The following is a 26,800-nucleotide window of genomic DNA, read 5'->3' on the forward strand; positions in this document are numbered from 1 at the left end:
CTTCACCGCCGCCGGCGGCGCGCGGATGCAGGAAGGCGCGCTGAGCCTGATGCAGATGGCCCGCACCACCCTGGCGGTGCAGGAGGTGAAGGCGGCGCAGCTGCCCTATATCGTCATCCTGACCGACCCGACCACGGGGGGCGTGACCGCTTCCTACGCCATGCTGGGCGATGTCCACCTGGCCGAGCCGAACGCTCTGATCGGCTTCGCCGGTCCGCGCGTGATCGAGACCACGATCCGCGAGAAACTGCCGCCGGGCTTCCAGCGCGCCGAGTATCTGCAGGGCAAGGGCATGGTCGACAAGGTCGTGGCGCGCGGCGACCTGCCCAAGACCCTGGGCCAGATCATGTCCATGCTGATGGGCGGCAAGCGCAAGGCGGCCTAAGGCCACCTATGGACCCGATCTCCCAGCGCCTTCTGGCCCGTCATCCCCAGCGCATCGACCTGTCGCTGGACCGGATGCGGGCCCTGTGCGCGGCGCTGGGCGATCCGCAGGATCGGTTGCCCCCGGTGGTCCATGTCGCCGGCACCAACGGCAAGGGTTCGACCGTGGCCCTGATCCGGGCCATCGCCGAGGCAGCGGGTCTGCGGGTCCACGCCTATACCTCGCCACATCTGGTGCGTTTCAACGAGCGCATCCGGCTGGCCGGGACCCTGATCAGCGACGATCAGTTGAACGCTATCCTTGATCGCATCGAGGCGGTGTCGGGCGAGGCCACCGTATTCGAGAGCACGACCGCCGCCGCTTTTCTGGCCATGAGCGAGACCCCCGCCGATCTGGCCATCATCGAGGTGGGGCTGGGCGGGTCGCTGGACGCTACCAATGTCATCGACCGACCCCTGCTGAGCGTCATCACCCCCGTCGATCTGGATCACGCCGAATTCCTGGGCGACAAGATCGAGGGCGTCGCCGCCGAGAAGGCGGGCATCCTCAAGGCCGGGGCGCGCGGCGTCATCGCTCGTCAGTCCGAGGCGGTCATGGCGGTGATCGAACGCCGCGCTGCCGAGGTGAACTCGCCCCTGACCGTCATGGGGGTGGATTTCGACGCCTGGGCCGAGCGCGGCGGGCTGGTCTATCAGGATCAGGAACGCTTCCTCGACCTGCCGGCCCCGGCGCTGAGCGGCCCGCACCAGTTCGACAATGCGGGCGTGGCCGTGGCCGCCGCCCTGGAGCTGGACCTGCCCGAAGCCGCCATCGCCGAGGGGCTGAAATCGGTGCGCTGGCCAGCGCGGATGCAGCGTCTGACCGCCGGACCCTATGCCGAGCGGGCGCAAGCCGCCGACGCCGAGCTGTGGCTGGACGGTGGGCATAATCCTCACGCCGGGCGCGCCATGGCCCGAACCCTGGCCGAGCGTCAGGCAAGGGCGCCGCGCCCCCTGGCCCTGATCGTCGCCATGCTGGCCAACAAGGACGCGGGCGGCTTCTTCGAGGCGCTGAAGGGCGTGGAGGCCCAGGTCTTTACCGTCGGCTTTGACGGCGCGGCGGCGGACCCGGCGGCCCTGGCGGCGGTGGCCCAGGGGCGCGGCTTCGGGGCCATGGCGGCGGGCTCGGTGAGCGAGGCGCTGGACCGGGCCCTGGCCCTGGGCGCGGGCCGCGTGGTCATCTGCGGCTCGCTTTATCTGGCCGGCGAAGTGCTGGGCGCCAGCCCCGAAACCTATCCCGTTTAGAGCTTCCGCCGTCACCCTCGGGCTTGTCCCGAGGGGCCATGGCGACTTCGAGCGCTGCGCCGCCATGGTGATCCGAGGCGCATGGCGGAACGATAGGCCCTCGGGACGAGCCCGAGGGTGACGATCATGATGGGCTCAGCCTTGAGCCTTGAAGGCGGGCAGGAGGGCGCCGAGGCGTTGGCCCATTTCTTCGGCCATGGCCTGAACTCCGCTCAGCGGGCGCATCATGACCTCGAAATCGACGATCAGGCCGTCTTCGTCGAAGCGGATGAAGTCGATGCCCTTGACGCTTTTGTCTGCGACCTTGGCGCTGAACTCCAGCACCACGCTGAGGCCGTCGGCGGTGGCGGCTTCGCGGTGGTAGGCGAAGTCGGAGAAGACGCTGGCGGCGGTGCTGACGGCCAGAACCACGGCCTCGGCGCTGTGATAGGCCTTGTGGGCGACCGGGGAGCGGAAGACGGCCTCGGGATGGGCGATGGCGCGCAAGCCCCCCAGGTCTTGGGCTGTGACCATGTCGTGCCACTTTGCGAGCGAAGCGGCGGCGGCGGGATGCAGGGTCGGCGTCATGAGCTTTTCCTTCCTCAGAGAGCGGCGGCCAGGCGCACGCCCTGGTCGATGGCGCGCTTGGCGTCCAGTTCGGCGGCCACGTCCGCGCCGCCGATCAGATGAACCGAGCAGCCGCGCGCGACCAGGGCGTCGTGCAGGTCGCGCAGGGGGGCCTGACCGGCGCAGATGACGACGTGGTCGACCGGCAGGGTCTTTTCGGCGCCGTCGATGGTCACGTGCAGGCCGTCGTCGTCGATGCGGCGATAGGCGACGCCGCTGGCGGTGACGACGCCGTGCATCTTCAGCGCGGCGCGGTGAATCCAGCCGGTGGTGCGGCCCAGGCGCTCGCCGACCTTGCCGGTCGAGCGCTGCATCAGGAAGACCTGACGCTCCGCCGGTTCGACCTGGGGCGCGGTGCGGCCCCCGGCGGTGCGGTAGTCGGGATCGACGCCCCAGGTGCGGAAGAAGCGGTCGATCGACGGCGGCGCGTGACGTTCAACCAGATACTCGCTGACGTCGTGGCCGATGCCCCCGGCGCCGATGACGGCGACGGTCTTGCCGACCGGAATCTCGTCGCGCAGGACGTCGAGGTAGGACAGGGTCTTAGCGTGGTCGACGCCGTCGATCTCGGGCGTGCGCGGGGTCACGCCGGTGGCCAGGACGATCTCGTCGAAGCCCTCGTCGGCCAGGGTTTCTGCCTCGGCGCGCGTGTTGAGGCGGACCTTGACCCCGGTCAGGTCCAACTGCTTGCGGAAGTAGCGAAGGGTCTCGCCGAACTCCTCCTTGCCGGGAATCTTGCGGGCGATGTTGAACTGGCCGCCGACCTCGCTCGCGGCCTCGATCAGGGTGACGTCGTGGCCGCGCTCGGCGGCGGTGACGGCGAGGCTGAGGCCGGCGGGACCGGCGCCGACGACGGCGATCTTCTTGGGCGCAGCGGTGGGGGCGATGACCAGTTCGGTCTCATGGCAGGCGCGCGGATTGACCAGGCAGGAGGTGATCTTGCCCGCAAACGTGTGGTCCAGGCAGGCCTGGTTGCAGCCGATGCAGGTGTTGATCTCGTCGGCGCGGTTCTCGCGCGCCTTGCGCACAAAGGCGGCGTCGGCCAGCAGGGGGCGGGCCATCGACACCATGTCGCAATAGCCTTCGGCCAGCAGGCGCTCGGCGACCTCGGGCGTATTGATGCGGTTGGTGGCGACCAGGGGGATGGAGACCTCGCCCTTGAGGCGTTTCGTCACCCAGGCGAAGGCCGCGCGCGGGACGCTGGTGGCGATGGTGGGGATGCGGGCTTCGTGCCAGCCGATGCCGGTGTTGAGGATGGTGGCGCCCGCCGCCTCGATGGCCTTGGCCAGTTGCACCACCTCTTCCGCCGTCGAGCCGCCCTCGACCAGGTCCAGCATCGACAGGCGGTAGATGATGATGAAGTTGCGGCCTACGCGCTCACGGGTGCGGCGCACGATCTCGAGCGGCAGGCGGATGCGGTTCTCGTACGACCCGCCCCATTCGTCGTCGCGCTGGTTGGTGCGGGCGGCGATGAATTCGTTGATCAGATAGCCCTCGGACCCCATGACCTCGACGCCGTCATAGCCGGCTGACTGGGCCAGGGCGGCGCAGTTGACGAAATCGGCGATGGTCTGCTCGACCTCCTCGCCGGTCAGGGCGTGGGGGGCGAAGGGGGTGATCGGGGCCTGGATGGCCGAGGGCGCGACCAGGTCGGGGTGGTAGGCGTAGCGGCCGAAATGCAGGATCTGCAAGGCGATCTTGCCGCCCTCGGCGTGGACGGCGGCGGTGACGAGGCGGTGGTGGCCGGCCTCTTCCTCGGTGGTCAGCTTGGCGCCCCAGGGCATGGGGCGGCCGCGCTCATTGGGTGAGATGCCGCCGGTGACGATCAGGCCGACCTCGCCCCGCGCCCGCTCGGCGTAGAAGGCGGCCATGCGCTCGAAGCCGTGCTCGACCTCCTCCAGCCCGACGTGCATCGACCCCATCAGCACCCGGTTTTTCAGCGTGGTGAAGCCGAGGTCGAGCGGCTTGAGCAGTTCGGGATAGGGCATGGCGGCGGCCTAGTTATGCAATCAGTTGCATAACTAGTATCGCGATCCCGGCATTATGCAATGGGTTGCATTAGGGGCCGCGGCGTCAGGCCTCGGGCGAAGGCTTCCTGATGAAGCTGGGCAGCAGGCTGGCCACCACCTTGCGGCCGGCGTCGTCGGGCTGGTCCAGCATGGCGCGCAGGGGCGGGCCGATCAGGGCCTCGCCGAAGGCGCTGAGGGCGATGAACAGGACCGCCGAGCCGATGCGCTCGCGCGCCTCGCCGTCGTCGCCCATCTTCTCCGCGATGGCGTTGACCAGGTTGTTCACCGCGTCGCGCACCGGGTCCAGGTGGGTCAGGTCGCCGGACAGGGCGATCCAGGCCGCCAGCCGTCCGGCGCCGCCTTCAGCGAAGGCGTCGAACACGGCGTTGATCAGCTCCATCGGCGCGCCGTCGTCGGTGCGCAGCCGCGTCACCGCCGTTTCCAGCGCCTGACCCAGGTCCGCCACCATCGAGCCCATCAGCGCCGATTGCAGGCCGGCGGCCGAGCCGAAATGGTGGATCAGATTGGCGTGGGTGACGCCGATGTCCGCCGCCACCGCCGACAGGGTCACTGCCGTGGGACCGCCCGACAACAGCAGGGCGCGGGCGGCGTCCACGGCCTCGCGGCGGGCCTCATCAGGCGCGCGACGGCGACGGCGCGGTTTTTCGAGCTTGGCAATTGACATATGTGTAAATGACATTCATGTAGATAGTTCGTCGTTCTAGGCTTCCGCAAAGGAACCCGCAAGTGCAAGCCGTCTCAAGCCTCCCCGCTTTCGACCTGACCGCTGACGCCTTCGCCCGCCAGCCGTCGCAACTGACCGCCTCACGCGTTCAGCCTATCCGCGCCCTGCGCGCCATGCGCCGCCTGGTGGCGGACAAGGACGACACCGAACAGGTGTTCGAAATCATGAACGCCCTGTCGGGGCGTTCGCCCGACTGGGGCTACAGTCGTCTGCTGGAAACGCCGGAAGGCGGGGCCCAGGCCTATCGTCGGCTCGAGCTGGCGGACCGATTGCAGGACCGGGCCTGGCTGGCTCAGTTCGCGCCGGGAACGGTCGGCGCCGCCTATCGCGACTTCATCGACGCGCAGAACTTCTCGGCCTATGGCCTGGCCGAGGAGAGCCGCAAGATCGCCGACAGCGAGATCGAGGCGGCCCACCCGCGCGCCTGGTTCGCGCGCCGGATGCGCGATGTCCATGACATCTGGCACGTCCTGACCGGCTATCAGGCCGATGCTCTGGGCGAGGCCTGTGTGGTGGCGTTTTCGCTGCCGCAGACGCGCAGCGCCGGCTTCGGCCTGATCGCCTCGGGCATAGCGGTGCAGTTCATGCGCGCCCGCACCGGATACCCCTGCGCGCGGGCCGTCTTCCAGGCCTGGCGCGACGGGCGTCGCGCCGCCTGGCTGCCGGGCGAGGACTATGAGCGCCTGTTCGCCGAGCCGCTGGACGTCGCCCGCCGTCGCCTGAAGATCCCGACGCCGACCATCTATCAGCGCGTGCCGCCTGCGGTCCGCAACGCCTATCATGGCGGCAAGGGATGAGGGCGCGCGCGGGGGTTCTGGCCGCTGCTCTCGTCGCTGGGGTCGCTTCGCCGGTGATGGCGCAGGACGAGGCCCTGCTGGGGCGCTGGCGCACGCCGGCCCAGAACGGCGTCGTCGCCATCGAGCATTGCGGCGCGGCCCTGTGCGCCAAGGTGGTGGACGCCGCCGCCCTGCGCGCCAACCCGGATCAGCGCGACGTGCGTAATCGCGACCCGGCCCTGAGGACCCGACCGATCAAGGGGCTGACGGTGCTGCGGGCGGCGTCCGGCGGGCCGCGCGTGTGGAACGCCGGACCGCTCTACGACCCGGACAGCGGTCAGGGGGCGGCGACGGGGACGCTGACCCTGGTCGAGCCCGACCGGCTGGCGGTGCGGGGCTGCATCGCCCGGATGCTGTGCCGGACCCAGACCTGGACGCGGGCGCGCTGACACCGCCGCCCGCTGACGACCGACGACTGTAACGCGAGAGGCCGACGGGGGGACCGTGTCGGCGAGGGGAAGACCGACCATGCTGATCTGGATTGGCGCACTGGCCCTGGGGGCCTTTCTCCTGACATTTGTGCAGGCGCGGATGACGATCTGGAGCGTCGCCGCCGCCGCCTGGATCGCGGCGGGCTGGGGGGCGGAACTGATCGCGCCGACGACGGCGGCGATCATCGCGGCGGCAGCCGCGCCGGTGCTGCTGCTGCTGACGCTCACGCCCCTGCGCCGCGCCGTCCTGTCGCGCCCGGCCATGGCGGGCTTCCGTCGGATCATGCCGAAGATGAGCCCGACCGAACAGGCGGCGGTCGAGGCCGGCGGCGTCTGGTGGGACGCCGAGCTGTTCGCGGGCAAGCCGAACTGGAAGCGGCTGCTGGCCACCCCGGCGCCGGTCCTGACGCCCGAGGAACAGAGCTTCCTCGACAATGAGGCCGAGCATCTGTGCGATCTGGCCAACGACTGGGAGACCACCTCGGTCTGGCAGGACCTGTCGCCTGAGGCCTGGGCCTACGCCAAGGACAAGGGCTTCTTGGGCATGATCATTCCCAAGGCCTACGGCGGTCTGGGCTTTTCGGCCTATGCCCATAGCCAGGTGATCCAGAAGCTGTCGACGCGCTGCTCAGCGGCGGCGGTTTCGGTCATGGTGCCCAACTCGCTGGGCCCTGCGGAGCTGCTGCTGCATTACGGCACGGAAGCGCAGAAGAACCACTATCTGCCGCGTCTGGCCTGCGGCGAGGAAATCCCCTGCTTCGCCCTGACCAACCCCTATGCCGGGTCCGACGCCGCCTCGATCACCGACACGGGCGTGGTCTGCAAGGCGATGTGGAACGGCGTCGAGACCCTGGGTTTTCGCATCAGCTGGCGCAAGCGCTACATCACCCTGGCCCCGGTCGCGACGGTGCTGGGTCTGGCGTTTCGCGCCATGGACCCCGACGGCCTGCTGGGCGGCGAGGCCGAGCCGGGCATCACCTGCGTCCTGATCCCGCGCGATCATCCGGGGGTCGAGATCGGCCGTCGCCACTGGCCGCTGAATGCGGTCTTCCAGAACGGGCCGACCACGGGCGACGATGTTTTCGTGCCGATGGATATGGTCATCGGCGGGCGCGAGCAGGTCGGGACCGGCTGGCGGATGCTGATGGAGTGTCTGGCCGCGGGCCGGGCCATCTCCCTGCCGTCATCCAATGTCGGCATGTCCAAGCTGGCCGTGGGCATGGTCGGGGCCTACGTGGCCATCCGTCGCCAGTTCAACCAGCCCATCGGCGCCTTCGAGGGCGTGCAGGAGGCCCTGGCCCGGATGGCGGGGCATCTCTACGCCACGGACGCCGTGCGGCGTCTGGCGGCGGCGGCGCTGGATCAGGGCGAGAAGCCCTCGGTCGTCTCGGCCATCGCCAAGTATCACGTCACCGAGCGCGCCCGCCTCATCATCAATGACGGCATGGACGTGGTCGGCGGCAAGGGCGTCTGCATGGGGCCGGGCAACTTCCTGGCCCGCGCCTATCAGCAGATTCCGGTGGCCATCACGGTCGAGGGCGCCAACATCATGACCCGCACCCTGATCATCTACGGTCAGGGCGCCATCCGCTGCCATCCCTATGTCCTGACCCTGATGCGGACGGCGGGGGCGGGCGAGCTCAAGCCGTTTGACGTAGCCCTGTTCGGCTATATCGGCTTCCTGTTTCGCAACATGGCGCGGGCCCTGGTCTTCAGCCTGACGGGCGGGCTGCTGATCGCCGCGCCGGGTGAGGCGGCGCCGCAACTGAGGCGCTACTACAGGGCGGCGACACGGCTTTCGACCCTGCTGGCCCTGGCCTCGGACCTGTCGATGGCCACGGTCGGCGGGGCGTTGAAGCGCAAGGGCGCCATGACCGGGCGGATGGGCGACATCCTGTCCCAGCTCTTCATCCTGTCCAGCGTGCTGAAGCGGTTCGAGGACGAGGGCCGTCCGAGCGAAGACCTGCCCTTTGTTCACTGGGCGGCGCAGGACGCCCTGGCGCGGGCGGGGACAGCGTGGCGCGACCTGCTGGCCAATCACCCGAGCCGGGGCGCGGCCCTGTTCCTGAAACTGGTCGGGGCGCCGTTCGGTCTGAAGGCCTCGGGGCCGGACGACGCCTGCGCCGCCGCTGTGGCCGGTCTGATCCAGCAGCATGGACCGGCCCGCGACCGCCTGGTCGCCGGGTCGTGGACGGCGCGGATCGAGGTTGATCCCATCGCCGCGACCCTCGTCGCCTTTGACCTCTATCCCCAGGTCGAGGCCATCGAGCGGCGGCTGAAGGACGCCATCCGCGCGGGCCGAATCGCTCGCGCCCCGCAGAACCTGACCCTGCTGAACGCCTGGGCGGCGAAGGCCGAGGGGCTGGACCTGATCACCGCCGAGGAGCGCGCCGCCATCGCCCGTTTCGCGGTCTATGCCGATCAGGCGATCCAGGTGGACGACTTCCCCGCCGACTTCGACATCGCCGCCGGGCTGGAGCGGCGACAGGCGGCGGAAATCGCACCCCGCAAGACGACCAAGAAGGCGGCCTGATGAGCGATCGGTATCTGGACTTCGCCAACTCCGGCGTCGGCGGCTGGCTGACGGGGGCGCTGGGCCTGCCGCGCCCGGCGCCCCTGCGTCGTCGCGCCGAGGCGGGGGCGGGCCTGGTCGGGCCTCTGTTGTTGGGGCCGGACACAGACGGGCGTCTGGCGACGACCTTGGGGCGACTGGCGGGGACAGCGGGTCAGAAGACCCATGTCGAATGGTCGCCCGACGTGCGCTACGGCGGGCTGGTGTTCGACGCCTCAGACTGCGCCGATACGGCCTCGGCCCAGGGGCTCTATCGCTTCTTCCATCAGGCCATCCGCTCGGTGGCCGAGCATGGCCGCATCGTAGTGATCGGCACGCCGCCTGAACTGATGGCTGACGCCGAGGGCGAGGCTATCCAGCGCGGGCTGGAAGGCTTCGTCCGCTCTCTGGCCAAGGAGGCGCGGCGCAGCATCGCCGTCCACCTGCTCTATGTCGCGCCGGGGGCGGAGGACGCCGCCGAAAGCACCCTGGCCTTCCTGCTGTCACCGCGCTCGGCCTATGTCTCGGGCCAGCCGATCCGGGTCGTGACGCCGGTCGCGACGGGTGAGGCGGGGGCGGGTCATAAAGGGCGGCGCGTGCTGGTCACCGGCGCCTCGCGCGGCATCGGCGAGGCTATTACCCGCCTGTTCGTAGCCGAGGGCGCGCAGGTCGTCGCCCTGGACGTGGCTGGGGCGAGCGAGGCCCTGTCGGCCCTGTCGGCGGAACTCGGCGTGGCTGCGCTGGCGCTGGACATCACAGCGCCGGACGCGGCGGAGACCCTGCTGGCGGACGCCAAGTCACGCGGCGGTTATGACGTGGTCATCCACAACGCCGGCATCACCCGCGACCGCACCATTGCGCGCATGGAGCCGCGCGAGTGGGACAGCGTCATGGCCGTCAACCTGTCGGCGCCCCTGGCCATCACCCGCGCCCTGGTCGAGGGCGGAGGGATGCGCCCTAACGGGCGGATTATCGCCGTGTCCTCGCTGAGCGGCATCGCCGGCAATATGGGCCAGAGCAACTACGCCTTGTCGAAGGCCGCCTGGATCGGGGCGGTGCGGCGGCTGGCGCCGCAGCTGGCGGGGCAGGGGATTACCATCAACGCCGTGGCCCCCGGCTTTATCGAGACGCAGATGACCGCCGCCATTCCCTTCGCCATCCGCGAGGCCGGGCGGCGCATGAACAGCATGGGCCAGGGCGGCCATCCGGTCGACGTGGCCGAGACCATCGCCTGGTTGGCGCACCCGGCGTCCGGCGGCGTCAACGGGCAGGTGGTGCGCGTCTGCGGCCAGAGCCTGCTGGGCGCATGACGGCGGCGATCGAGCGGTTCGACGCGCCCCTGTCGGGGGCGGCGGTGGTCGGCGGGGCGCTGCGGGGGATGCTGCGCGCCAGGCCGGACGAGGCGGTGTTGCCGCCACGCCTCTTGCAGCGCGAGGTCATGCTGGAGGCCGAGACGGTTGCCGCCTATGCCGACCTCTGCGGCTTTGCGCCCGAACAGGGCGTGCCGATCACCTGGCCGCACATCCTGGCCTTTCCGCTGCAGATGCGGCTGATGCTGGGGGCGGACTTCCCCTATCCGGCGGTCGGGCTGGTGCATCTGCACAACCGCATCCGCCAGCACGCCCGGCTGAACCTCGGCGACCGGCTGACGCTGACGGCGCGGGCGGGGCGGTTTTTGGCCCACGACAAGGGGCAGGCCTTTACGCTGGAAACCACGGCGGCGCGCGCCGGCGAGACGGTGTGGGAGGGGGTGAGCGTCTATCTGCGGCTCGGGCGTCCTGGGCGGGGCGATCCGGCGCCGGTGCTGACCGGCGACGAGGCCGACCGGCTGATCGAGACCTGGGCCGTGCCCGCCGATCTGGGCCGTCGCTATGCGCGCGTTTCGGGCGACGCCAATCCGATCCACACCTCGGCCCTGGGGGCGCGGCTGTTCGGCTTTCGCCGCGCCATTGCTCATGGGATGTGGACCAAGGCGCAGGCCACAGCCGCCCTGTCGCCGCCTGGGCCGTTGGACGCCGCCGAGGTTGAAGTAGCCTTTCGGGCGCCGCTCTTCCTGCCGGGACAGGTCGGGCTCTACGCCGGGCCTGCTGGTGATCTCCGTGATTTCGAGGTGCGCGATGCGACCGGCGCCCGCGTCCATCTACGGGGTCGGCTGACCCTTTCGCCTGAGGATTCTGTTGCATGCTGACCGCTTCCGCCCCGCGCCGGGTCGCCATTCTGGGCGGCAATCGCATTCCCTTTTCGCGGTCGAACACCGCCTATGCCGAGGCTTCCAATCAGGAAATGCTGACGGCGGCGCTGCAAGGTCTGGCCGACCGCTATGACCTGCACGGCCTTCGGCTGGGCGAGGTCGCGGCGGGGGCGGTGCTGAAGCTGTCGCGCGACATCGCTCTGACGCGCGAGAGCCTGCTGGACACCACCATCGGCCACGACACCCCGACCTATGACGTCAGCCAGGCCTGCGGCACCGGGCTGGAGGCGGCCATTCTGGTGGCCAACAAGATCGCCCTGGGTCAGATCGAGGTCGGGATCGCGGGCGGGGTGGACACCACCTCGGACGCGCCGATCGGGCTCAATGAGAAGTTCCGTAAGGCCCTGCTGGCCGCCAACCGCGAGAAGACCACAGGCGGGCGGATCAAGGCCCTGCTGGGGGCCGGTCTGAGCGCCCCGTTCAGGCCTGAGCCGCCGCGCAACGCCGAGCCGCGCACCGGCCTGTCGATGGGCGAGAGCTGCGAGCAGATGGCCAAGCGCTGGGCCATTCCGCGCGAGGATCAGGACGCCCTGGCCGTGGCCAGCCACCGCAACGCCGCCGCCGCCTGGGAGGCTGGGTTGTTTGACGATCTGGTCACGCCCTTCCGGGGGTTGAAGCGCGACAACAACCTGAGGCCCGACATCGACCCGGCCAGGCTGGCGACGATGAAGCCGGTGTTCGACCGGGCCAACGGCACGCTGACGGCGGCCAACTCCACGCCCCTGACCGACGGGGCCTCGACCGTGTTGCTGGCCAGCGAGGACTGGGCCAGGGCGCGCGGCCTGCCGGTTCTGGCCTACTTACGCACCGGCGAGACGGCCGCGGTGGACTTCGTCAAGGGCGACGAGGGGCTGCTGATGGCCCCCGCCTACGCCGTGCCGCGGATGCTGGCCAGGCTGGGGCTCAGCCTGCAGGAATTCGACCTCTACGAAATCCACGAAGCCTTTGCGGCCCAGGTCCTGTGCACCCTGAAGGCGTGGCAGGACGAGGGCTACGCCCGCACCCGTCTGGGGCTGGAGCGGGCGCCGGGGGCCATCGACATGAGCCGGCTGAACGTCAACGGGGGCTCGCTGGCGGCGGGCCATCCCTTCGCGGCGACAGGGGGGCGCATCCTGGCCAATCTGGCGACCATGATCGACCGTCGCGGCGGCGGGCGCGGCCTGATCTCGATCTGCGCGGCGGGCGGTCAGGGCGTGGTGGCGGTGGTGGAGAAATGAGCGATCTGGCTGTCGAGAGCGCCGCTTCCGCCGAGGCGGACCGGCTGTGGGCCGAGCGGTTCTGGACCGCCTATTACCGCGCGAGCGTGCCGGCCTGCATCGAGGACGAGCTGGCGCGCTGGACCTCGGTGCAGCAGATGTTCGAGGCGGACTCGCGCCGCTTCGCCGAGCGGCCCGGCTATGTCAGCCTGGGCACGGCCCTGACCTATGGCCAGGTGCTGAGCGCGGCCAAGGCCTTCGGCGCCTGGCTGCAATCGGTCGGGGTCCAGCCCGGCGACCGGGTGGCGCTGATGATGCCCAACGGCCTGCAGTATCCGACCGCCCTGTTCGGGGTGCTGTTCGCCGGCGCCGTGGTGGTCAACGTCAACCCGCTCTACACGCCGCGCGAACTGCAGCATCAGCTGAAGGACAGCGGCGCGGTCGCCATCGTGGTGATGGACATGTTCGCCAAGACGCTGGAGCAGGCGCGCGAGGGGACGCAGGTTCGCCACGTCGTGGTGACGGCGATGGGCGACATGATGCCGGGCCTGAAGGGCGTCGCCGTCAGCGCCATGATGCGCCACGTGCAGAAGCTGGTTCCGCCCTATCGTCTGCCCGACGCGCATGGCTGGAAGGCCCTGATGCGGCGGGCGCGACGGCTGACCCTGAAGCCGGTCGAGACCAAGCCGGAGGACTTGGCCTTCCTGCAATATACCGGGGGCACGTCGGGGGTGGCCAAGGGGGCCATGCTGACCCACCGCAACATCCTGGCCAATACGCTGCAAGGCCGCGCCTGGGTGCTGGATCAGATCGATCAGGGCGAGGTCGTCGGCAACGTCACCATGCTGCCGCTCTATCATATCTTCTCCCTGACGGCGAACCTGATGATGTTCACCGGGGCGGGGGGGCGCAACATCCTGATCGCCAATCCGCGCGATTCAAAACGCGTGGAGTGGATTCTGAGGAAGGAGCGCTTCGTCGGCATGACGGGGCTGAACACCCTGTTTTCCAGCCTGCTGAGGACCGAGGCGTTTCGCAATCGCGACTTCTCGGACCTGAAGTTGACCATCGCCGGGGGCATGGCGACGCAGAAGGTGGTGGCCGAGGAGTGGGAGGCGGTCACGGGCGCGCCCCTGGTGGACGGCTACGGCCTGACCGAGACCTCGCCGGTGGTCTGCATCGGCCTGGTTGATCTGGCGCACCCGGAACGCATGGGCTTTGACGGCACGGTGGGCCTGCCCGTGCCCTCGACCGAGGTGCGGATGCGGCGCGAGAACGGAACCTGGGCCGGGATTGACGAGCCGGGCGAGCTGTGCGTGCGCGGGCCCCAGGTCATGCTGGGCTACTGGCAAAGGCCGGACGAGACGGCCAAGGCGATTTCGGCGGACGGTTGGCTGGCGACCGGCGACGTCGGGGTGATGCAGGCCAATGGCCGGGTGCGGCTGGTGGACCGGATCAAGGACATGATCCTGGTCTCGGGCTTCAACGTCTATCCGGGCGAGATCGAGGATGTGGTGGCGTCGCACCCTCTGGTCGAGGAGGTGGCGGCGGTCGGCGTGCCCGATCCGGTCCAGGGCGAGCGGATCAAAATCGTGGTCGTGCCGCGCTCGCCTGAGCTGACGGCGGAGATGCTGATCGCCCACTGCCGGGGGCAGCTGACGGCCTACAAGGTGCCGCGTCTGGTGGAGTTCCGGTCAGAGCCTCTGCCCAAGACGCCGGTGGGCAAGGTGCTGCGGCGAGAGCTGCGGGGGTAGCGCTTTCCTCCCCATTTCATGGGGAGGTGGCGCGGACGCGTAGCGGCTGTGACGGAGGGGGCGTCTCGACGGCGGGCGTTTGCGCCGCCCCCTCCACCGCTTCGCGGTCCCCCTCCCCACAGAGTGGGGAGGAAAGGGGCAGACAAGAAAAAAGCGGCGCACCCTGGGATGCGCCGCCTCTCTAGTTCTCGAAGGCGAAGCTCGTCAGTCGGCCTTGACGCCGGCCTCGGCCAGCCATTCGACGATCTTGCCTTTGGGCATGGCGCCGACCTTCATCGAGGCCAGTTGGCCGTCCTTGAACAGCATCAGGGTCGGGATGCCTTTGACGCCCATCTTGGACGGGGTCATGGGGCTGTCGTCGATGTTGATCTTGGCGATCGTCACCTTGCCCGACAGTTCGTCGGCGATCTGTTCCAGGGCCGGGCCGATCTGCTTGCAGGGACCGCACCACTCGGCCCAGAAGTCCACCAGGACGGGGGTCGAGGATTTCAGGACGTCGGCGTCGAAGCTTTCGTCGGTGACTTTGACAGTCGCCATGAATGGTTCTCCTTTAGAGGTGCTAACGCTCGGCCCGCGGGGCCTTGCTGCTTGAGCACGCATTTTAGTGCGCTAACGCTCGGTCCGCAGGACCTCGCTGCTTGAGCGCGTTGATATCAGTCGCAGATGTGGGAGCGATTGCTCCACAAATCAACGCGCATTTGAAAGCGCCGCGTCCATCAGGCCTTGCGGCACGGCCATCAGCCTGGGTCCGTCGGTCCAGACCAGGGCCGCCTCGACGGCGCGGTCGGGGTAGAGGCGTTTCAGCACGGCGGTATAGATCGCCATCTGCAGCACATAGGCCGGGTCAGCGTCCTCGACATGATCGGGGGCCGGGCGGTTGGACTTGAAGTCCACCACCAGCACCCGTTCTGGCGTGACCACCAGCCGGTCGATGCGGCCCGAGATGGAGACGCCGGGGGGCAGGTCGGGCGAGGAGCCGGTCAGGGCGACCTCGGCGCGGGAGCCCTGGCCGAAGACGGGCGCGAACCGCGCATCGTCCAGCACGGCGAAGGCGGCCCCGATCATCTCGGCGCGCTGGTCGTCCGACAGGTCGCGCTCGCGTGCCAGCATCCGGGAGGCGGCGTCGGGCCGGTCGGGGGCGGCGATGTCGGGCAGGCGTTCCAGCAGGCGGTGGATCAGGTCGCCGCGCCGGAAGCGGCCGAGACCCGCGCCGGGGCCCTCGCCGCGCGCCAGCGGCGAGGGGGCGGGAATGCGCTTCTGCTCCTGCATCTGCGACGGCGAGGCGAAGCGGGCGGCGGCGTCGCGCGCGGGTGTTTGCCGGGTCCAGTCGGGGGCCTCGGGGCGGGGCTCGGCGGCGGCGCTGACGGCGGGCAGGACGTCGAGATCGATGCCGTAGCGACGGACGTTGTTGTCCAGCGTGCGCACCTCGTCGCCGAGGCGGTTGAAGGTCTCTTCGATCACCGACCACCAGTCGCCGGGCTCGGGGGCGCGCTTGGAGCCTCGGCCCATGACGATGACGCGGTCGCGGGCGCGGGTCAGGGCGACGTAGAGCAGGCGCAGGGATTCGTCGCTGACGCGGGCCTCGCGTGCGGCGCGGGCGGCCTCGGAGGCGGCGCAATCTTCTTTCGATGAGCCAGGGCACATCAGCCAGGCCTCGCCGTCGCCCATGCCGATGGCGTCCAGGGCGACGGGCATCAGGCTCGGCCCCTGCGCCTTCGCCTTCATGGTGGTGTCGGGCAGGATGACGACGGGCGCCTCCAGCCCCTTGGCGCCGTGGACGGTCATGACGCGGACCTCGCCGCGCGGCCCCTCCAGTTCGCGCTTCACCTCGACGTCGGCGGCTTCCAGCAGGGCGAGGCAGGTCTCCAGATCGGTCCCGCCCCGGTTCTCGGCGGCCAGGACCTGATTGAGGGTCTCGTCGATGGCCTCTTCGGCCTCGCGGCCCAGCCGAGCCAGGACGCGGGCGCGGCCCGAGACGCCCGTGTCGTCCACCCGGTTCAGCAGGGTCGAGAAGAAGGCGAAGGGGTCGTGGTCGCGTGCCGCGCGCGCGGTCAGGCACAGCTCCAGCGCCCGGCGCCATTCGGGACGTTCGTCGGCGCGGGCTTTCAGTTCGCGCCACAGGCCCTGACGCTTCTCGCGCCCGGCCAGGTCATAGAGCGAGGCCTCGTCCACGTCGCAGAAGGGGCTGCGCAGCACCTCGGCCAGCGACAGGTCGTCGCCAGGGAAGAGGGCGAAGCGGGCCAGGGCCTTGAGGTCGTCGAAGACGATGTGGCTCGACAGTTTCAGCCGGTCGGCGCCCGCGACGGGGACGCCGGCGCTCTTCAGGGCGCGGATGATCTCTTCAAACGTGGCGTCGCGGCGGCGCACCAGGATGAGGAAGTCGCCGTAGCCGCTGGCGCGGGGCTGGCGCGTGTTGCGGTCATAGACCGTCGCGCCGGTCTCGACCTGACGCCTGATCTCCTGGGCCAGGGCGGCGGCCATGCGCTTGCGGGCGCCGGCGACGCCTTCCTGATCGACGGGGTCGTCCCAGGCGTCGCGCTCGGGCGGGGCCTCGTCCATGAACAGGGGCCAGAGGTCGATGCTGCCGCGCTGGCCGACGCGGGCGGGCAGGTGGCGGGGAATGTCGCCGGCCTCGCCGACCAGGGCGCGGGTGCGCTCGGGATCGGCGAAGGCGTGATCGACAAAGGCCAGGACGTCCTCGGTCGAGCGATAGGAGGTCTCCAGCGGCACGCCCTCGAAGGCGGAACCGGAGGCCCGGATCAGGGCGTCATAGACCTGGGATTCCTGACGCAGCCGCTCGGGGCGGGCGCCCTGGAAGGAGTAGATCGACTGCTTCTCGTCACCGACGGCGAAGACGGTGCGGTCGGTTTCCTCGCCTGAGAAGAACTCGCCGGTCAGGGCGCGCATGATGGCCCACTGCTCGGGGGCCGTGTCCTGGGCCTCGTCGATCAGGACGTGGTCGATGCCGCCGTCCAGTTTGTAGAGGACCCAGGCGGCGGTCGAGCGCGTGGTCAGCAGGTCGACGGTCTTGGCCACCAGGTCCGAGAAGTCCAGCGCCCCGCGCTCGACCTTGGCCGCCTCGTAGAAGGCGGCGTGGGCCACGGCCAGGGTCAGCAGCCTGATGGTGTCGGCGGCGACCTTGGCGGCGCGTACCACGTCCAGGGTGGCCAGGTACTTGGCCTGCAGATCGGTCAGCCAGCCGCCGGCGTCGGGCGGGGCCTGCTTGGTGGCCATCGACTTGCGCGGCGAGCCTGAGCCGGTGAGGAAGACGACGCCGAGGCCGTGGAAGCTCCACTCGTGGTCGAGGGCGTGGATCAGTTCGGCGGCGCGGTCCTTGTCGGTCTTGCCGCCGGTCGCCATCAGCTCGGCCATGCGGCGGACCTCGCCCCGATCCAGCCAGCGGATGAAGTCGGCCTCGATCTGATCCGGCGTCTGCTCGGGATCGGCGCCGGTCAGGACGTGGGGACCGGGAGCCGAGCCGTCGCCGACGCGGGCGACATAGTCGGTCAGGTCGTCGCGCCGGGCCTCGATCATGGCCAGCAGGCTCTCGAAGCGGCCCCAGTCCAGCTCGACGGCGAAATGGCTGTAGGCCTGACCCACAGGGCCCTCGGGGTCCCGCAGGGCGGCGCGGGCCAGCTCTTCGCGCGCGGCGTGGCTGAGGGCGACGGCGGCTTCGTTCTCCAGCACGGTGAAGCGGGGCGAGACGCCCGCCTCTATGGGGAAGCGGCGCAGCAGCTTTTCGCAGAAGGCGTGGATGGTCTGGATCTTCAGCCCGCCCGGCGTCTCCAGGGCGCGGGCGAACAGGCGGCGCGCCTCGGACAGGCGGGCGGGGTTGAGCCCCGCGGGATCGCTGGCGTCCAATTTGGCCAGTTCGGCGGACAGGGCGGCGTCGTCCATGACCGCCCACTTGCCCAAGGTCTCGAACAGGCGGGCCTGCATCTCTGCGGCGGCGGCCTTGGTGTAGGTGACGCAGAGGATGGCCGAGGCCCCGGCTCCGCCCAGCAGCAGGCGGGCCACGCGGCTGACCAGGGTGGTGGTCTTGCCCGAGCCGGCGTTGGCGGTGACGAAGACCGACAGGGCGGGATCGGCGGCGCGGATCTGCGGATCGGGGCGCGCGGCCATCTGCGGAGTGGCGATGTTCATTCGCTGTCGCCTTCCTCGCCGCCGACGACGTGCCATTCCCAGACGCGGGCCAGATGGTCGTAGTTGCCGCCGTAATTGCCCATGAACTGGGGCGCGGCCCAGGAGACATAGGGGGTGTTCGGGTCATCGAAGCGGGCGACCCGCTTCTTCAGGCCTTCGAGCGCCGCCTCGCCCAGGGCGGCGGCTTCGGGACCGGAGGCGCGCACCGCGACCTCGCCCGCCTTCTTGCGCCCGACGACGCGGACATAGGTCAGTTCGTCGGCAGGGACGGGGCCGTTGGTGTCTGTAAAGCCGCCGTCAGCGAGAATGGCGGCGGTCAGGGTCAGCTGGGGCGCAAAGCCCGCCTTGACCTGCTTGCCCGACGGCACGCCGCCGGTCTTGAAGTCCATGATGGCGGCGCCGGTCGCGCCGACCTCGATGCGGTCGGCGTAGGCCTTCATGGTGAAAGGACCGGCGGGGGCGTCGAAGGTCATGGTCCCCTGCTGTTCGATCAGCAGGGTGACGCCGCGCGCCCGGCGTTCGGCCTCGAACCCGGCCAGCCAGCGGGCGCAGTTGCGGGCCAGCGGCGTCTCGCGGGCCATGGCGGCGTCCTCAAAGCCGTGGGCGGTCAGCTCCTCGATCAGTAGTTGCTCGATCTGATCTTCGCAGTCCTCGGGCAGGACGTGGGGCCACATCAGGGTCATGCGCTCGATGGCCTTGTGCACCGCATTGCCGCGCGCCATGGCCTCGGCTGAGGCGCCGGGGCGGTCCATGATGTTCAGGCCCAGCACCCATTGGGCGTAGATGGCGTAGGGGTCGCGCACCCAGCGCTCGATACGGGTGACATAGAGGCTGCGCGGGCGGCGATCGACCGGCGGGCGCGGCATGGGACGCGGGGCGAAGCGGGCGGCGCCGGGCGGCGGGGCGTCCAGGGCGCGGGTCCAGTCGGCCAGACCGGCGGGCGCCGGGATGGCGACGGGGGTGGCGGGGGCGTCGGCGCCGCGCGTCAGCATTTCGAGGCGCCATAGCCAGCGCGAGCGCACGGCGGGCTGGCCGCCGCGGCGTTCGCAATGGATCAGGACAGCCTCGTCGGCGCAGGCGGCCTGGACGAAGTCCTGGGCCGTCTGGCCCAGACGCCGCTCGGGCGTGGGCAGACCCAGGGCCTTGCGCATCGGGCGCGACAGGAAGGGATCGACCGGGGCGGGGCGGGGCCAGACGCCTTCCTCCAGCCCGGCCAGGATCATGCGGTCGGCGCGGGTCAGGCGGGCCTCGATGGCGCCGAGAATGCGCAGACGCGGATGGGTGGCGCCGCCGGTGCGCACCGTCTCCTCGCCCAGCAGACCGGCGATCAGGGCGGCGAAGTCGGCGCGGCTGACCGCGCCCAGGGACCCGCCGCCGTCGATCAGGGCCGACAGCAGCGAGGCGGCGGCCTCGCCGTCGGGACCGGCCCAGGCGTTCTGACCGGCGAGGGCTTCGATCAGGGCGGTCAGGGCGCGAGCGGCGGCGTCGGGGGCTGCGGTCGGCGTGAACGCGGACAGGGCCTCGGCGGCGAGGGCTTCCAGCCGCGCGGCGAGGGCGCGGGCGCCGGACAGGCGGGCGGCCTTCCATTCGGGCAGGGGCTGTCCGCCGCGACCGGGTTCGGCGGCCTTGACCAGGCGCTTTTGCAGCTCGGCCCAGTCGCGCGGACGCGGGCCGCGCAGGGCGTGTTCCTCCAGCGCCGAGGCGGCGACGGGCAAGGGCGTTTCGCCAAGATCGAGCCGGGTCAGGGGGTGCTTGATCAGGGCCAGCAGGGTCTGCGGCTTGAGCGGCGTCTCGATGAAGCGGGCGCAGAGGTCGACCAGAACCCCGGCGCTCATCCGCGACAGGGGGGCGCCGGTCGAGGCGTCGGGGATGATGTTCCAGCGCGCCAGCCGGGCCTCGACGCGGCGCGACAGGTCTAGATCGGGCGTGACCAGGGCGCAGGTCTCGCCGGGCCGTTCCAGGGTCTCGCGCATCAGCAGGGCGATGGCCGCAGCGGCTTCTTCCTCGGCGCGGACGCTGAGGGCGGACAGGCCCTTCAGGCCCTCGTTGATGGGGTCGGCGGCTTGACCCGCCTCGGCGGCGTCGGCGCGCAGGCGGGCGATCTCGGCGCGCCAGTCGTCGGTGGCTTCGGCGGGGCGCAGGGCCTCGTTGATCAGGCGCTGGCGGGCCAGGCCGCGCGCCTCGATGCGCGGCTCGACGGCGGGTTTGAACCAGGGGCGGACCTGATCGCGCGACACCTCGGCGCGCTGCAGCAGGGCCTTCAGTGCGGCCTGCGGGTGCTGGTCGTCGATGCGGTCCCAGACGTCGTCGGCCAGATCGAGGTCGAGGCCGGGCAGGACGACGACGCCCTGAGGCGCGCGGGCGATAGCGGCCAGGACGTCGGCGGCGGCGGGGACGGTGCCGGTCGAACCGGCGGCGATGACCGGCTGTTGCGGCGGGCGGGCGCCCCAGGCCTCGGCCAGACGGCGCAGCAGGGCGGCGCGGCGCCAGGCGGAATCGACCAGGCCGAGCACTTCCAGCCGCCTGGGCCAGGCCTCGACGGCGAGGCCGAGGAAGCGGGCGCTGTCCTGCCAGTGGGCGGCCAGATCCTGTTCGGCCAGCCCGGCGATGCGCGACAGGTCCTGGACTTCTTCGAGCTGACAGGAATCGAGGAAGCCGCCCAGGGCATCGGCCATTTCGAGGGCGCGCAGGGGTTTCAGGCCCGGCTCGAACTCTTCGACGATCATCCGCGCCATCTCGAAACGGCGCGTCAGGGGGGCGATGGCGGGGGGCAGGTCCAGACCCAGTTCGCCGGGGGCGAAGGGCGGCTCGTCCTCTTCCAGATCGCCGAGCGGGCGCACCTGAGGCAGCAGGACGGGGCGGTCGCCGGCCAGCTTGCCCAGGGCCGATGAGAAGGCGCGGGCGGCGCGGCGGTTGGGCAGCAGGATGGTGGCGTCGGTCAGGGTCTCGGGCGTCTGATCGCCCAGCCAGTCCAGCACCCCGGCGGCGAGGTCTTCGAGGAAGGGCCGCCAGGCGGGCACGGCGCGCCAGCGCGGCCCGGTTCCGGCGAACGGATCGAAGCGGCCCCCGGTCATGCTCAGTTCTCAGCCTTCAGCCGGGCCTCGGCCTCGTCGCGGGCCTGAGGGTCGCCGACGTGCATCCAGTCGCCGTCCAGCACGCAGCCGTAGAGTCGGCCCTCGGCGGCGGATTGGCGCCACAGGGGACTGAGAGAGAAGGGACCGTCGGGACCGGCGTCGGCGTAGTCGGGGCGGGTGATGTGGACGCCCATATAGGCGTAGGGGGCGGAGGCGGCCTCGCCCCGGAAGGTCAGGGCGCCGTCGTCGGCGAGGAAGAAGTCGCCGCCGCCCTCGAAACCGATCGAGCCTTCGCGCCGGGCCAGCAGCAGGGCGGCGTCCATACGCTCGGGGTCCCACAGGCGGATCAGGTCGGCCAATGCGTCGCCGTGGTCGATCCAGACGCTGTCGATATTGGCGACGAAGACGGGATCGTCGCCGAGCAGGGGGCGGGCCTTCTTCAGGCCGCCGCCGGTCTCCAGCAGTTTGGCGCGCTCGTCGGAGATGACGATGGCGGGCTCTGTGCGGGCGGCCAGATGGCTTTCCAGGCGGTCGGCGAACCAGTGGACGTTGACCACGGCCTTCTCGACGCCGGCCTCGGCCAGCCGGTCGAGGACGTGGTCGATCAGGGCGCGACCGCCGACCTCGACCAGGGCCTTGGGGCGGTCGTCGGTCAGGGGGCGCATCCGCGTGCCGAGCCCGGCGGCGAGGACCATGGCGGTGGTAGGGGCGGTCTTGGGAAAGGTCATGCGCGCTCTCCTTTTCCGTCATTCCGGACGGCCCGAAGGGGCGATCCGGAACCCAGGCGGCGGATGCCCGAAGCCGAGGCCTGGGTCCCGGCTCTCCGCTGCGCTGCGGCCGGGATGACAGAGGATCTCAAGATCATCGGCGCACATCCTCCGGCACGTGGCGGTCCATCCAGGCGGCGACGGGCTCCAGGCCCGGCGCCTTCAGGTTGGCGTTCAGGTGGGCCCACATCCGGGGCATGAAGGCGGCGTATCTGGGCTTGGCGTCGCGGGCGATCAGGCGGGCGAAGACGCCCAGGATGCGGGCTTCGTTCAGCGCGGCCAGACCGGCGTAGGCGGCCATGAAGGCCTCGCGGTCGGTGTCGGGGCGCAGGGCGAAATAGTGGTCGAGCGCCAGGGCTTCCAGCGCGGGCGAGACGTCGCGGCGGGCGTCCTGCAACAGGGAGTGGAGGTCCCATGACGGGTGGGCCTTCACCGCGTCCTGGAAGTCGATCAGGCCGACCGAGGCGGCGCCGGTCTTGCCGTCCAGCCGGATCAGGTTCTCGGCGTGATAGTCGCGGTGGGCCATGACGGTGGCCCCCGCCTCGCCTGCCGCCGTGATCGGGGCCCAGACGGCGCGCCATTCGGCGACGGCGTCGTCATTGAAGGCCAGCGACGGGATCAGCTTCGGCAGCCATTCGACGAACAGGTCGGCGCCGCCCTGCAGCGCCGTCTGGTCATAGGTCAGCAGGGGCCAATCGCCCGCAGCCCCGCTCAGGACGTCGGGCGTCGGGGCGGCGTGCAGGACGGCCAGGGCCTCGACGGCGGCGCGGTAGAGGGGGGCTTCCTCGGCGCCTTCAGCGATGACATTGGCAAACAGGGCGTCGCCGAAGTCCTCGATGACGGCCAGGCCGTTCGGCGCATCGACAGCGACGATCTCGGGAGCGGACAGGCCGAGGGATTTGAGGTGGGCGGCGACGGCGGCGAAGGCTTCGATGCGGCCAGCGGACAGGCGGGCGACGGCGTTCCAGCCATGGGCGTGGCGCTGTTCCGGCGTCCAGGATGGATCGCAGGGCTGGCTCTCGGCGGCGGGGGCCTGATCCATCAGCATCAGGGTCGCGCCCGATGCCGTGGTCAGGCGCTCGTAGCGGCGCGTCGAGGCGTCGCCGGGCAGGGGCGCGCGGAAGGCCTCGGCCAGACCGGCCGAGCGCAGAAAATCGAGACGGAGGGCTTCGCGGTCAGACATGGACTTCCTTCAGTTTCGCTTCCCACGACCCTGCGCCAATAACGGACGCAAGGCGGCCTTCGCCGTCTTCGGCGATGGTGATCGCCAGCCGGTCGGGACCGAGCATATGGCCGGGGTCGTCGCCCAGACGTTCGGGCCATTCGATCAGGGCGCAGCCCTCGTCCAGGGCTTCGTCCAGACCGATCTCGAAGGCTTCTTCGGGGCGGGTCAGGCGGTAGAGGTCGAAGTGGGCGATGGCCGGATCGCTCTCATAGAACTGGACCAGGGTGAAGGTCGGCGACGGCACGTCCTCGTCAGGCGAGGTCAGGGCGCGGATCAGGCCGCGCGCCAGGGTCGACTTGCCCATGCCGAGCGGGCCGTAAAGCAGGACGGACTCGCCGGGCTCCAGCAGGGGGGCGATGGCCTGACCTAGGCGGGTGGTGGCCTCGGCGTCGGCAAGCGTGAAGGTCTTCATGCGAACACCGCGTCGGGGTCGGCGGCCAGGGTGCGTTCGACGAAGGCTTTCAGCGCCTCGGTGGCGCGGGCGGCGTCGATGTCGAGCGCGTCGGGCGGGATGGGAAGGCCGACGCTGAGGTCGAAGGCGCGGCCCTGCTTGTTCAGCAGTTCGTGGAAGAGGGTGATGTCGCGCAGTTCCTGGGAGAAGCGGTCGAACAGGTGGAACAGGCGGCTGGTCGGCCCGGCGACGTGGATCGGGACCACGGGGGCGTCGTACTTGCGCGCCAGGGAGGCGGCGGTCGCAGCCCATTCGGGATCAGTCAGGCGGCCTTGATCGTCGACGCGGGCCAAGCGTCCGGCGGGGAACATCACGACGCAGCGTTCGGCCTCGAAGGCGTCTTTCGCCGATTGCAGCGTGGCGCGGGTCTTTTCACGGGTGCGCTTGGCGGTGACCCATTCGACCGGGACGACGGTTTCCGACAGGCGGGGCGAGACGCGGAGCGCATCGGCGTTGGCGAAATAGATCAGGTCGTCGCGCACGGTGCGCAGGGCGTCGTGCACGGCCAGGCCGTCGGCGATGCCGGTCGGATGATTGCAGACGACCAGGCAGCGGCCCGCAGCCGGCAGGCGGTTCAGGTTCTGCGTCTCGACCGTCAGGTCCAGCAGGTCGGACACGTGGTCCAGCGCCTGGCGTCCGCCCATCGGGCCGATGGCGTCGGCCATGCGGCGGGCCTTGGCGTAGTCCAGCAGGCCGTAGAGGGCGGGGCGGACCAGGGGCCATGCAGCCGACTGCGTCAGGCGCGGGGCGCGCTCGGCGATCAGGACGTCGACGATATGGGGGGCGGGAACGGGCGGTCTCATCGTTCCTGCTTGTCGCCGGTCCCGGCGACGGCGGCAAGCGGTCGTGACCATCCTCGCGGGTTTGACGCCAGCGTCGCCGGTGCTACGCCTGCGGCCAAGAATTTCGCGAAGCCGAGAGGATCATCGCCCATGCGTCATCTGCCCCACCTTCTGAGCGGCCTCAGCGCCGTGGCCCTGCTGACGGCCTCGGCCCTGCCGGCCCTGGCCGAGGCACCCGTTCCGGCGGCTGCGGTCTCGACCCCGGCGGCCAGCAACGCCTTCACCTATCAGGACATGATCTCGGCCAATCGCCTGGGCGATCACCAGGTGTCGCCGGACGGCGACTGGGTGGTTTACTCGCTGACCCAGACGGACGTGGCGGCCAACAAGCGCTCCAGCGCCCTCTACATCCTGAGCCTGAAGGGCGAGGGCGAGGCGCAGAAGCTGGCCATCTCCGAGGGCGGCGCCAACACGGCGCGCTGGGGCGCCGACGGCAAGCTCTACTTCCTGTCGGGCCGTTCGGGTTCGAGCCAGGTCTGGGTGTCGGGCGACAAGGGCGCGACGGCGACGCAAGTCACCAGCCTGCCGACCGACGTCAACGCCTACCGGGTAAATGCGGCGGGCGACGCGGTCGCCGTGTCCCTCGCCGTCTATCCCGAGGCGCCCGACCTGAACGCCTCGGTCGAGCGCGCCAAGGCCGCCGCCGAGGTCAAGTCGACGGGTCAGGTCTATGACCGCATGTTCGTGCGCCACTGGGACACCTGGAGCGATCACACCCAGAACCACCTCTTCGTCCAGACCATCGGCGCGGACGGCAAGGCGGGCGGCGATCCGGTCTGGGTGACGAAAGGCTTTGACGGCGACACCCCCTCCAAGCCCTTCGGCGACGAGAGCGAGTTCACCTTCGCCCCCGACGGCCAGTCCCTGGTCTTCTCGGCCCGCAAGGCCGGCAAGAGCGAGCCTTGGAGCACCAACTTCGACCTCTACAGCGTGGCGGTTTCGGCGCCCGGCCAGCTGACCAATCTGACCGAGGCCAACCCGGCCTGGGACACCGGCCCGGTCTTCTCGCCGGACGGCCAGACCCTGGCCTATCGCGCCATGGCCCGCCCGGGCTTCGAGGCCGACAAGTACGCCGTCTTCCTGCGCGACGTGGCGACGGGCCAGACGCGCCAGATCGCGGCCAACTGGGACCGGTCGGCCGACAGCCTGCAATGGTCGAAGGACGGCAAGACCCTGTACGCCACCGCCGGCGACGTGGGTCAGACCAAGCTGTTCGCCATCGACGCCCGCAACGGCTCGGTCATGCCGCTGACCGGCGAAGGCCATGTCGGCGCCTTTGGCCAGACGCCCTCGGGCTTCGTCTATGCCCTGGACACCCTGGCCTCGCCCGCCGACCTCTATTTCAAGACCTGGCGCGGTCGGGAAATGCCGCGCCGTCTGACGAACGTGAACCCGCAACTCGCGAACAAGGCCTTTGGCGCGTTCGAGCAGTTCAGCTTCCCCGGCTGGAACGACGAGACGGTGCATGGCTACGTCATCAAGCCCGCCAACTATGTCGAGGGTCAGAAATACCCGGTCGCCTTCCTGATCCACGGCGGGCCGCAGGGCTCGTTCGGCAACGGCTGGTCCTACCGCTGGAACCCCGAGACCTATGCGGGCGCGGGCTATGCGGTGGTGATGATCGATTTCCACGGCTCGACCGGCTACGGCCAGGAATTCACCGACGCCATCAGCCAGCACTGGGGCGACCGTCCGCTGGAAGACCTGCAGAAGGGCTGGGCCTTCGCGCAGCAGAAGTACGGCTTCCTGGATGGGAACAACGCCTGTGCGCTGGGCGCCTCCTATGGCGGCTACATGATCAACTGGATCGCCGGCAACTGGTCGGATGCGTTCAAATGCCTGGTCAACCACGACGGCGTCTTCGACACCTTCGGCATGGGCTATTCGACCGAGGAGCTGTGGTTCACCGAGTGGGAATACGGCGGCACGCCGTGGGAAAACCCGGAGGGCTATCAGAAGTTCAACCCGGCCAACCACGTGCAGAACTGGAAGACGCCGATGCTGGTGGTCCAGGGCGACCTCGACTACCGCATCCCGACGGCCCAGGGCCTGTCGACCTTCACCGCCCTGCAGCGCCGTGGCATCGACAGCCGACTGGTCTTCTTCCCCAATGAGAACCACTGGGTGCTGAAGCCGGCCAACAGCCTGCAATGGCACAATGAGGTCTTCGGCTGGCTGGACAAGTATCTGGCGAAATAGGGCCGGGCATCGAGCTAAGAAGAAGGGCGCGGCCAGCGATGGCCGCGCCCTT

General features: G+C 70.2%; 20 protein-coding genes. 10 read left to right on the forward strand and 10 right to left on the reverse strand.

From position 1 onward, the window contains the following. A partial coding sequence (locus tag HX774_RS07300) for a carboxyl transferase domain-containing protein (RefSeq protein ID WP_304488858.1) occupies positions 1–385 on the forward strand: 385 nt, incomplete at its 5' end. 8 nt (positions 386–393) lie between these two features. Next, complete coding sequence (locus HX774_RS07305; protein WP_178825551.1) at positions 394–1,668, forward strand: folylpolyglutamate synthase/dihydrofolate synthase family protein; 1,275 nt, start codon at positions 394–396, stop codon at positions 1,666–1,668. 135 nt (positions 1,669–1,803) lie between these two features. Here HX774_RS07305 and HX774_RS07310 read toward each other — a convergent pair whose 3' ends face one another. From HX774_RS07310 to HX774_RS07320, 3 genes are all read right to left on the reverse strand, one after another. After that, the gene (locus HX774_RS07310; RefSeq protein ID WP_178825553.1) at positions 1,804–2,235 is read right to left on the reverse strand and encodes a nuclear transport factor 2 family protein; all 432 of its coding nucleotides are present in this window, start codon (positions 2,233–2,235) and stop codon (positions 1,804–1,806) included. A gap of 14 nt (positions 2,236–2,249) precedes the next feature. Beyond that, positions 2,250–4,262 carry an NADPH-dependent 2,4-dienoyl-CoA reductase gene (locus tag HX774_RS07315; RefSeq protein WP_178825555.1) on the reverse strand — a complete coding sequence of 671 codons (2,013 nt, stop codon included), beginning with the start codon at positions 4,260–4,262 and terminating at the stop codon, positions 2,250–2,252. An 85-nt stretch (positions 4,263–4,347) separates the two neighbouring features. Then, positions 4,348–4,968 (reverse strand): TetR/AcrR family transcriptional regulator, encoded by a 621-nt coding sequence (locus HX774_RS07320; protein ID WP_114816825.1) that lies wholly within the window; start codon positions 4,966–4,968, stop codon positions 4,348–4,350. Positions 4,969–5,030: 62 nt separating this feature from the next. Between HX774_RS07320 and HX774_RS07325 the strand changes: the two genes are divergently transcribed. The 7 genes from HX774_RS07325 to HX774_RS07355 all read left to right on the forward strand — a co-directional run bounded on the left by HX774_RS07325 (position 5,031) and on the right by HX774_RS07355 (position 14,047). Continuing rightward, positions 5,031–5,825 (forward strand): Coq4 family protein, encoded by a 795-nt coding sequence (locus HX774_RS07325; RefSeq protein WP_370523367.1) that lies wholly within the window; start codon positions 5,031–5,033, stop codon positions 5,823–5,825. Further along, positions 5,822–6,253 carry a DUF2147 domain-containing protein gene (locus tag HX774_RS07330; protein ID WP_178825557.1) on the forward strand — a complete coding sequence of 144 codons (432 nt, stop codon included), beginning with the start codon at positions 5,822–5,824 and terminating at the stop codon, positions 6,251–6,253. The genes HX774_RS07325 and HX774_RS07330 overlap by 4 nt, the downstream gene beginning before the upstream one ends. Positions 6,254–6,332: 79 nt before the next feature. Continuing rightward, complete coding sequence (locus tag HX774_RS07335; protein WP_178825559.1) at positions 6,333–8,828, forward strand: acyl-CoA dehydrogenase; 2,496 nt, start codon at positions 6,333–6,335, stop codon at positions 8,826–8,828. Next, a complete protein-coding gene (locus HX774_RS07340) occupies positions 8,828–10,156 on the forward strand; it encodes a 3-oxoacyl-ACP reductase (protein ID WP_178825561.1) in 1,329 nt (442 codons plus the stop codon). The genes HX774_RS07335 and HX774_RS07340 overlap by 1 nt, the downstream gene beginning before the upstream one ends. Continuing rightward, positions 10,153–11,034: a MaoC/PaaZ C-terminal domain-containing protein gene (locus tag HX774_RS07345; RefSeq protein WP_178825564.1), complete on the forward strand. Its 882-nt coding sequence runs from the start codon at positions 10,153–10,155 to the stop codon at positions 11,032–11,034. Before HX774_RS07340 ends, HX774_RS07345 begins: the two co-directional genes overlap by 4 nt. Beyond that, positions 11,028–12,314, forward strand: a complete 1,287-nt coding sequence (locus HX774_RS07350; RefSeq protein WP_178825566.1) for an acetyl-CoA C-acetyltransferase — start codon at positions 11,028–11,030, stop codon at positions 12,312–12,314. The genes HX774_RS07345 and HX774_RS07350 overlap by 7 nt, the downstream gene beginning before the upstream one ends. Continuing rightward, positions 12,311–14,047, forward strand: a complete 1,737-nt coding sequence (locus HX774_RS07355) for an AMP-binding protein (protein ID WP_178825568.1) — start codon at positions 12,311–12,313, stop codon at positions 14,045–14,047. Before HX774_RS07350 ends, HX774_RS07355 begins: the two co-directional genes overlap by 4 nt. Before the next feature lie 204 nt (positions 14,048–14,251). On the opposite strand, the gene trxA is transcribed toward HX774_RS07355, so the two are convergent. The 7 genes from trxA to HX774_RS07390 form a co-directional block, all read right to left on the reverse strand. Then, positions 14,252–14,584, reverse strand: a complete 333-nt coding sequence (gene trxA, locus HX774_RS07360; RefSeq protein ID WP_114816818.1) for a thioredoxin TrxA — start codon at positions 14,582–14,584, stop codon at positions 14,252–14,254. A 150-nt stretch (positions 14,585–14,734) separates the two neighbouring features. Continuing rightward, complete coding sequence (addA, locus tag HX774_RS07365; RefSeq protein ID WP_178825570.1) at positions 14,735–18,190, reverse strand: double-strand break repair helicase AddA; 3,456 nt, start codon at positions 18,188–18,190, stop codon at positions 14,735–14,737. Next, complete coding sequence (gene addB, locus HX774_RS07370) at positions 18,187–21,264, reverse strand: double-strand break repair protein AddB (protein ID WP_178825572.1); 3,078 nt, start codon at positions 21,262–21,264, stop codon at positions 18,187–18,189. The genes addA and addB overlap by 4 nt, the downstream gene beginning before the upstream one ends. Positions 21,265–21,266: 2 nt before the next feature. Beyond that, positions 21,267–21,959 (reverse strand): N-acetylmuramate alpha-1-phosphate uridylyltransferase MurU, encoded by a 693-nt coding sequence (gene murU / locus HX774_RS07375; protein ID WP_178825655.1) that lies wholly within the window; start codon positions 21,957–21,959, stop codon positions 21,267–21,269. Positions 21,960–22,125: 166 nt separating this feature from the next. Then, entirely contained in the window at positions 22,126–23,214 is a 1,089-nt protein-coding gene (gene amgK / locus HX774_RS07380) for an N-acetylmuramate/N-acetylglucosamine kinase AmgK (RefSeq protein WP_178825574.1), read from the reverse strand. After that, entirely contained in the window at positions 23,207–23,668 is a 462-nt protein-coding gene (gene tsaE, locus HX774_RS07385) for a tRNA (adenosine(37)-N6)-threonylcarbamoyltransferase complex ATPase subunit type 1 TsaE (RefSeq protein ID WP_178825577.1), read from the reverse strand. Before tsaE ends, amgK begins: the two co-directional genes overlap by 8 nt. Beyond that, entirely contained in the window at positions 23,665–24,510 is an 846-nt protein-coding gene (locus HX774_RS07390; protein WP_178825579.1) for a GNAT family N-acetyltransferase, read from the reverse strand. Before HX774_RS07390 ends, tsaE begins: the two co-directional genes overlap by 4 nt. A gap of 129 nt (positions 24,511–24,639) precedes the next feature. On the opposite strand from HX774_RS07390, the gene HX774_RS07395 reads away from it, so the two are divergent. Next, positions 24,640–26,748 carry a S9 family peptidase gene (locus tag HX774_RS07395; protein WP_178825581.1) on the forward strand — a complete coding sequence of 703 codons (2,109 nt, stop codon included), beginning with the start codon at positions 24,640–24,642 and terminating at the stop codon, positions 26,746–26,748. The last annotated feature ends 52 nt before the right edge of the window (positions 26,749–26,800 follow it).

The organism is Brevundimonas sp. P7753, from assembly GCF_013386595.1.
GTDB classification, from domain to species: domain Bacteria; phylum Pseudomonadota; class Alphaproteobacteria; order Caulobacterales; family Caulobacteraceae; genus Brevundimonas; species Brevundimonas bullata.

What these genes read in the sequence shown, in the direction of transcription:
- HX774_RS07305 (WP_178825551.1), top strand. Translation starts at nt 394, where the DNA reads ATGGACCCGATCTCCCAGCGCCTTCTGGCCCGTCATCCCCAGCGCATC.
- HX774_RS07310 (WP_178825553.1), bottom strand. Translation starts at nt 2,235, where the DNA reads ATGACGCCGACCCTGCATCCCGCCGCCGCCGCTTCGCTCGCAAAGTGG.
- HX774_RS07315 (WP_178825555.1), bottom strand. Translation starts at nt 4,262, where the DNA reads ATGCCCTATCCCGAACTGCTCAAGCCGCTCGACCTCGGCTTCACCACG.
- HX774_RS07320 (WP_114816825.1), bottom strand. Translation starts at nt 4,968, where the DNA reads ATGTCAATTGCCAAGCTCGAAAAACCGCGCCGTCGCCGTCGCGCGCCT.
- HX774_RS07330 (WP_178825557.1), top strand. Translation starts at nt 5,822, where the DNA reads ATGAGGGCGCGCGCGGGGGTTCTGGCCGCTGCTCTCGTCGCTGGGGTC.
- HX774_RS07335 (WP_178825559.1), top strand. Translation starts at nt 6,333, where the DNA reads ATGCTGATCTGGATTGGCGCACTGGCCCTGGGGGCCTTTCTCCTGACA.
- HX774_RS07340 (WP_178825561.1), top strand. Translation starts at nt 8,828, where the DNA reads ATGAGCGATCGGTATCTGGACTTCGCCAACTCCGGCGTCGGCGGCTGG.
- HX774_RS07345 (WP_178825564.1), top strand. Translation starts at nt 10,153, where the DNA reads ATGACGGCGGCGATCGAGCGGTTCGACGCGCCCCTGTCGGGGGCGGCG.
- HX774_RS07350 (WP_178825566.1), top strand. Translation starts at nt 11,028, where the DNA reads ATGCTGACCGCTTCCGCCCCGCGCCGGGTCGCCATTCTGGGCGGCAAT.
- HX774_RS07355 (WP_178825568.1), top strand. Translation starts at nt 12,311, where the DNA reads ATGAGCGATCTGGCTGTCGAGAGCGCCGCTTCCGCCGAGGCGGACCGG.
- trxA (WP_114816818.1), bottom strand. Translation starts at nt 14,584, where the DNA reads ATGGCGACTGTCAAAGTCACCGACGAAAGCTTCGACGCCGACGTCCTG.
- addA (WP_178825570.1), bottom strand. Translation starts at nt 18,190, where the DNA reads ATGAACATCGCCACTCCGCAGATGGCCGCGCGCCCCGATCCGCAGATC.
- addB (WP_178825572.1), bottom strand. Translation starts at nt 21,264, where the DNA reads ATGACCGGGGGCCGCTTCGATCCGTTCGCCGGAACCGGGCCGCGCTGG.
- murU (WP_178825655.1), bottom strand. Translation starts at nt 21,959, where the DNA reads ATGGTCCTCGCCGCCGGGCTCGGCACGCGGATGCGCCCCCTGACCGAC.
- amgK (WP_178825574.1), bottom strand. Translation starts at nt 23,214, where the DNA reads ATGTCTGACCGCGAAGCCCTCCGTCTCGATTTTCTGCGCTCGGCCGGT.
- tsaE (WP_178825577.1), bottom strand. Translation starts at nt 23,668, where the DNA reads ATGAAGACCTTCACGCTTGCCGACGCCGAGGCCACCACCCGCCTAGGT.
- HX774_RS07390 (WP_178825579.1), bottom strand. Translation starts at nt 24,510, where the DNA reads ATGAGACCGCCCGTTCCCGCCCCCCATATCGTCGACGTCCTGATCGCC.
- HX774_RS07395 (WP_178825581.1), top strand. Translation starts at nt 24,640, where the DNA reads ATGCGTCATCTGCCCCACCTTCTGAGCGGCCTCAGCGCCGTGGCCCTG.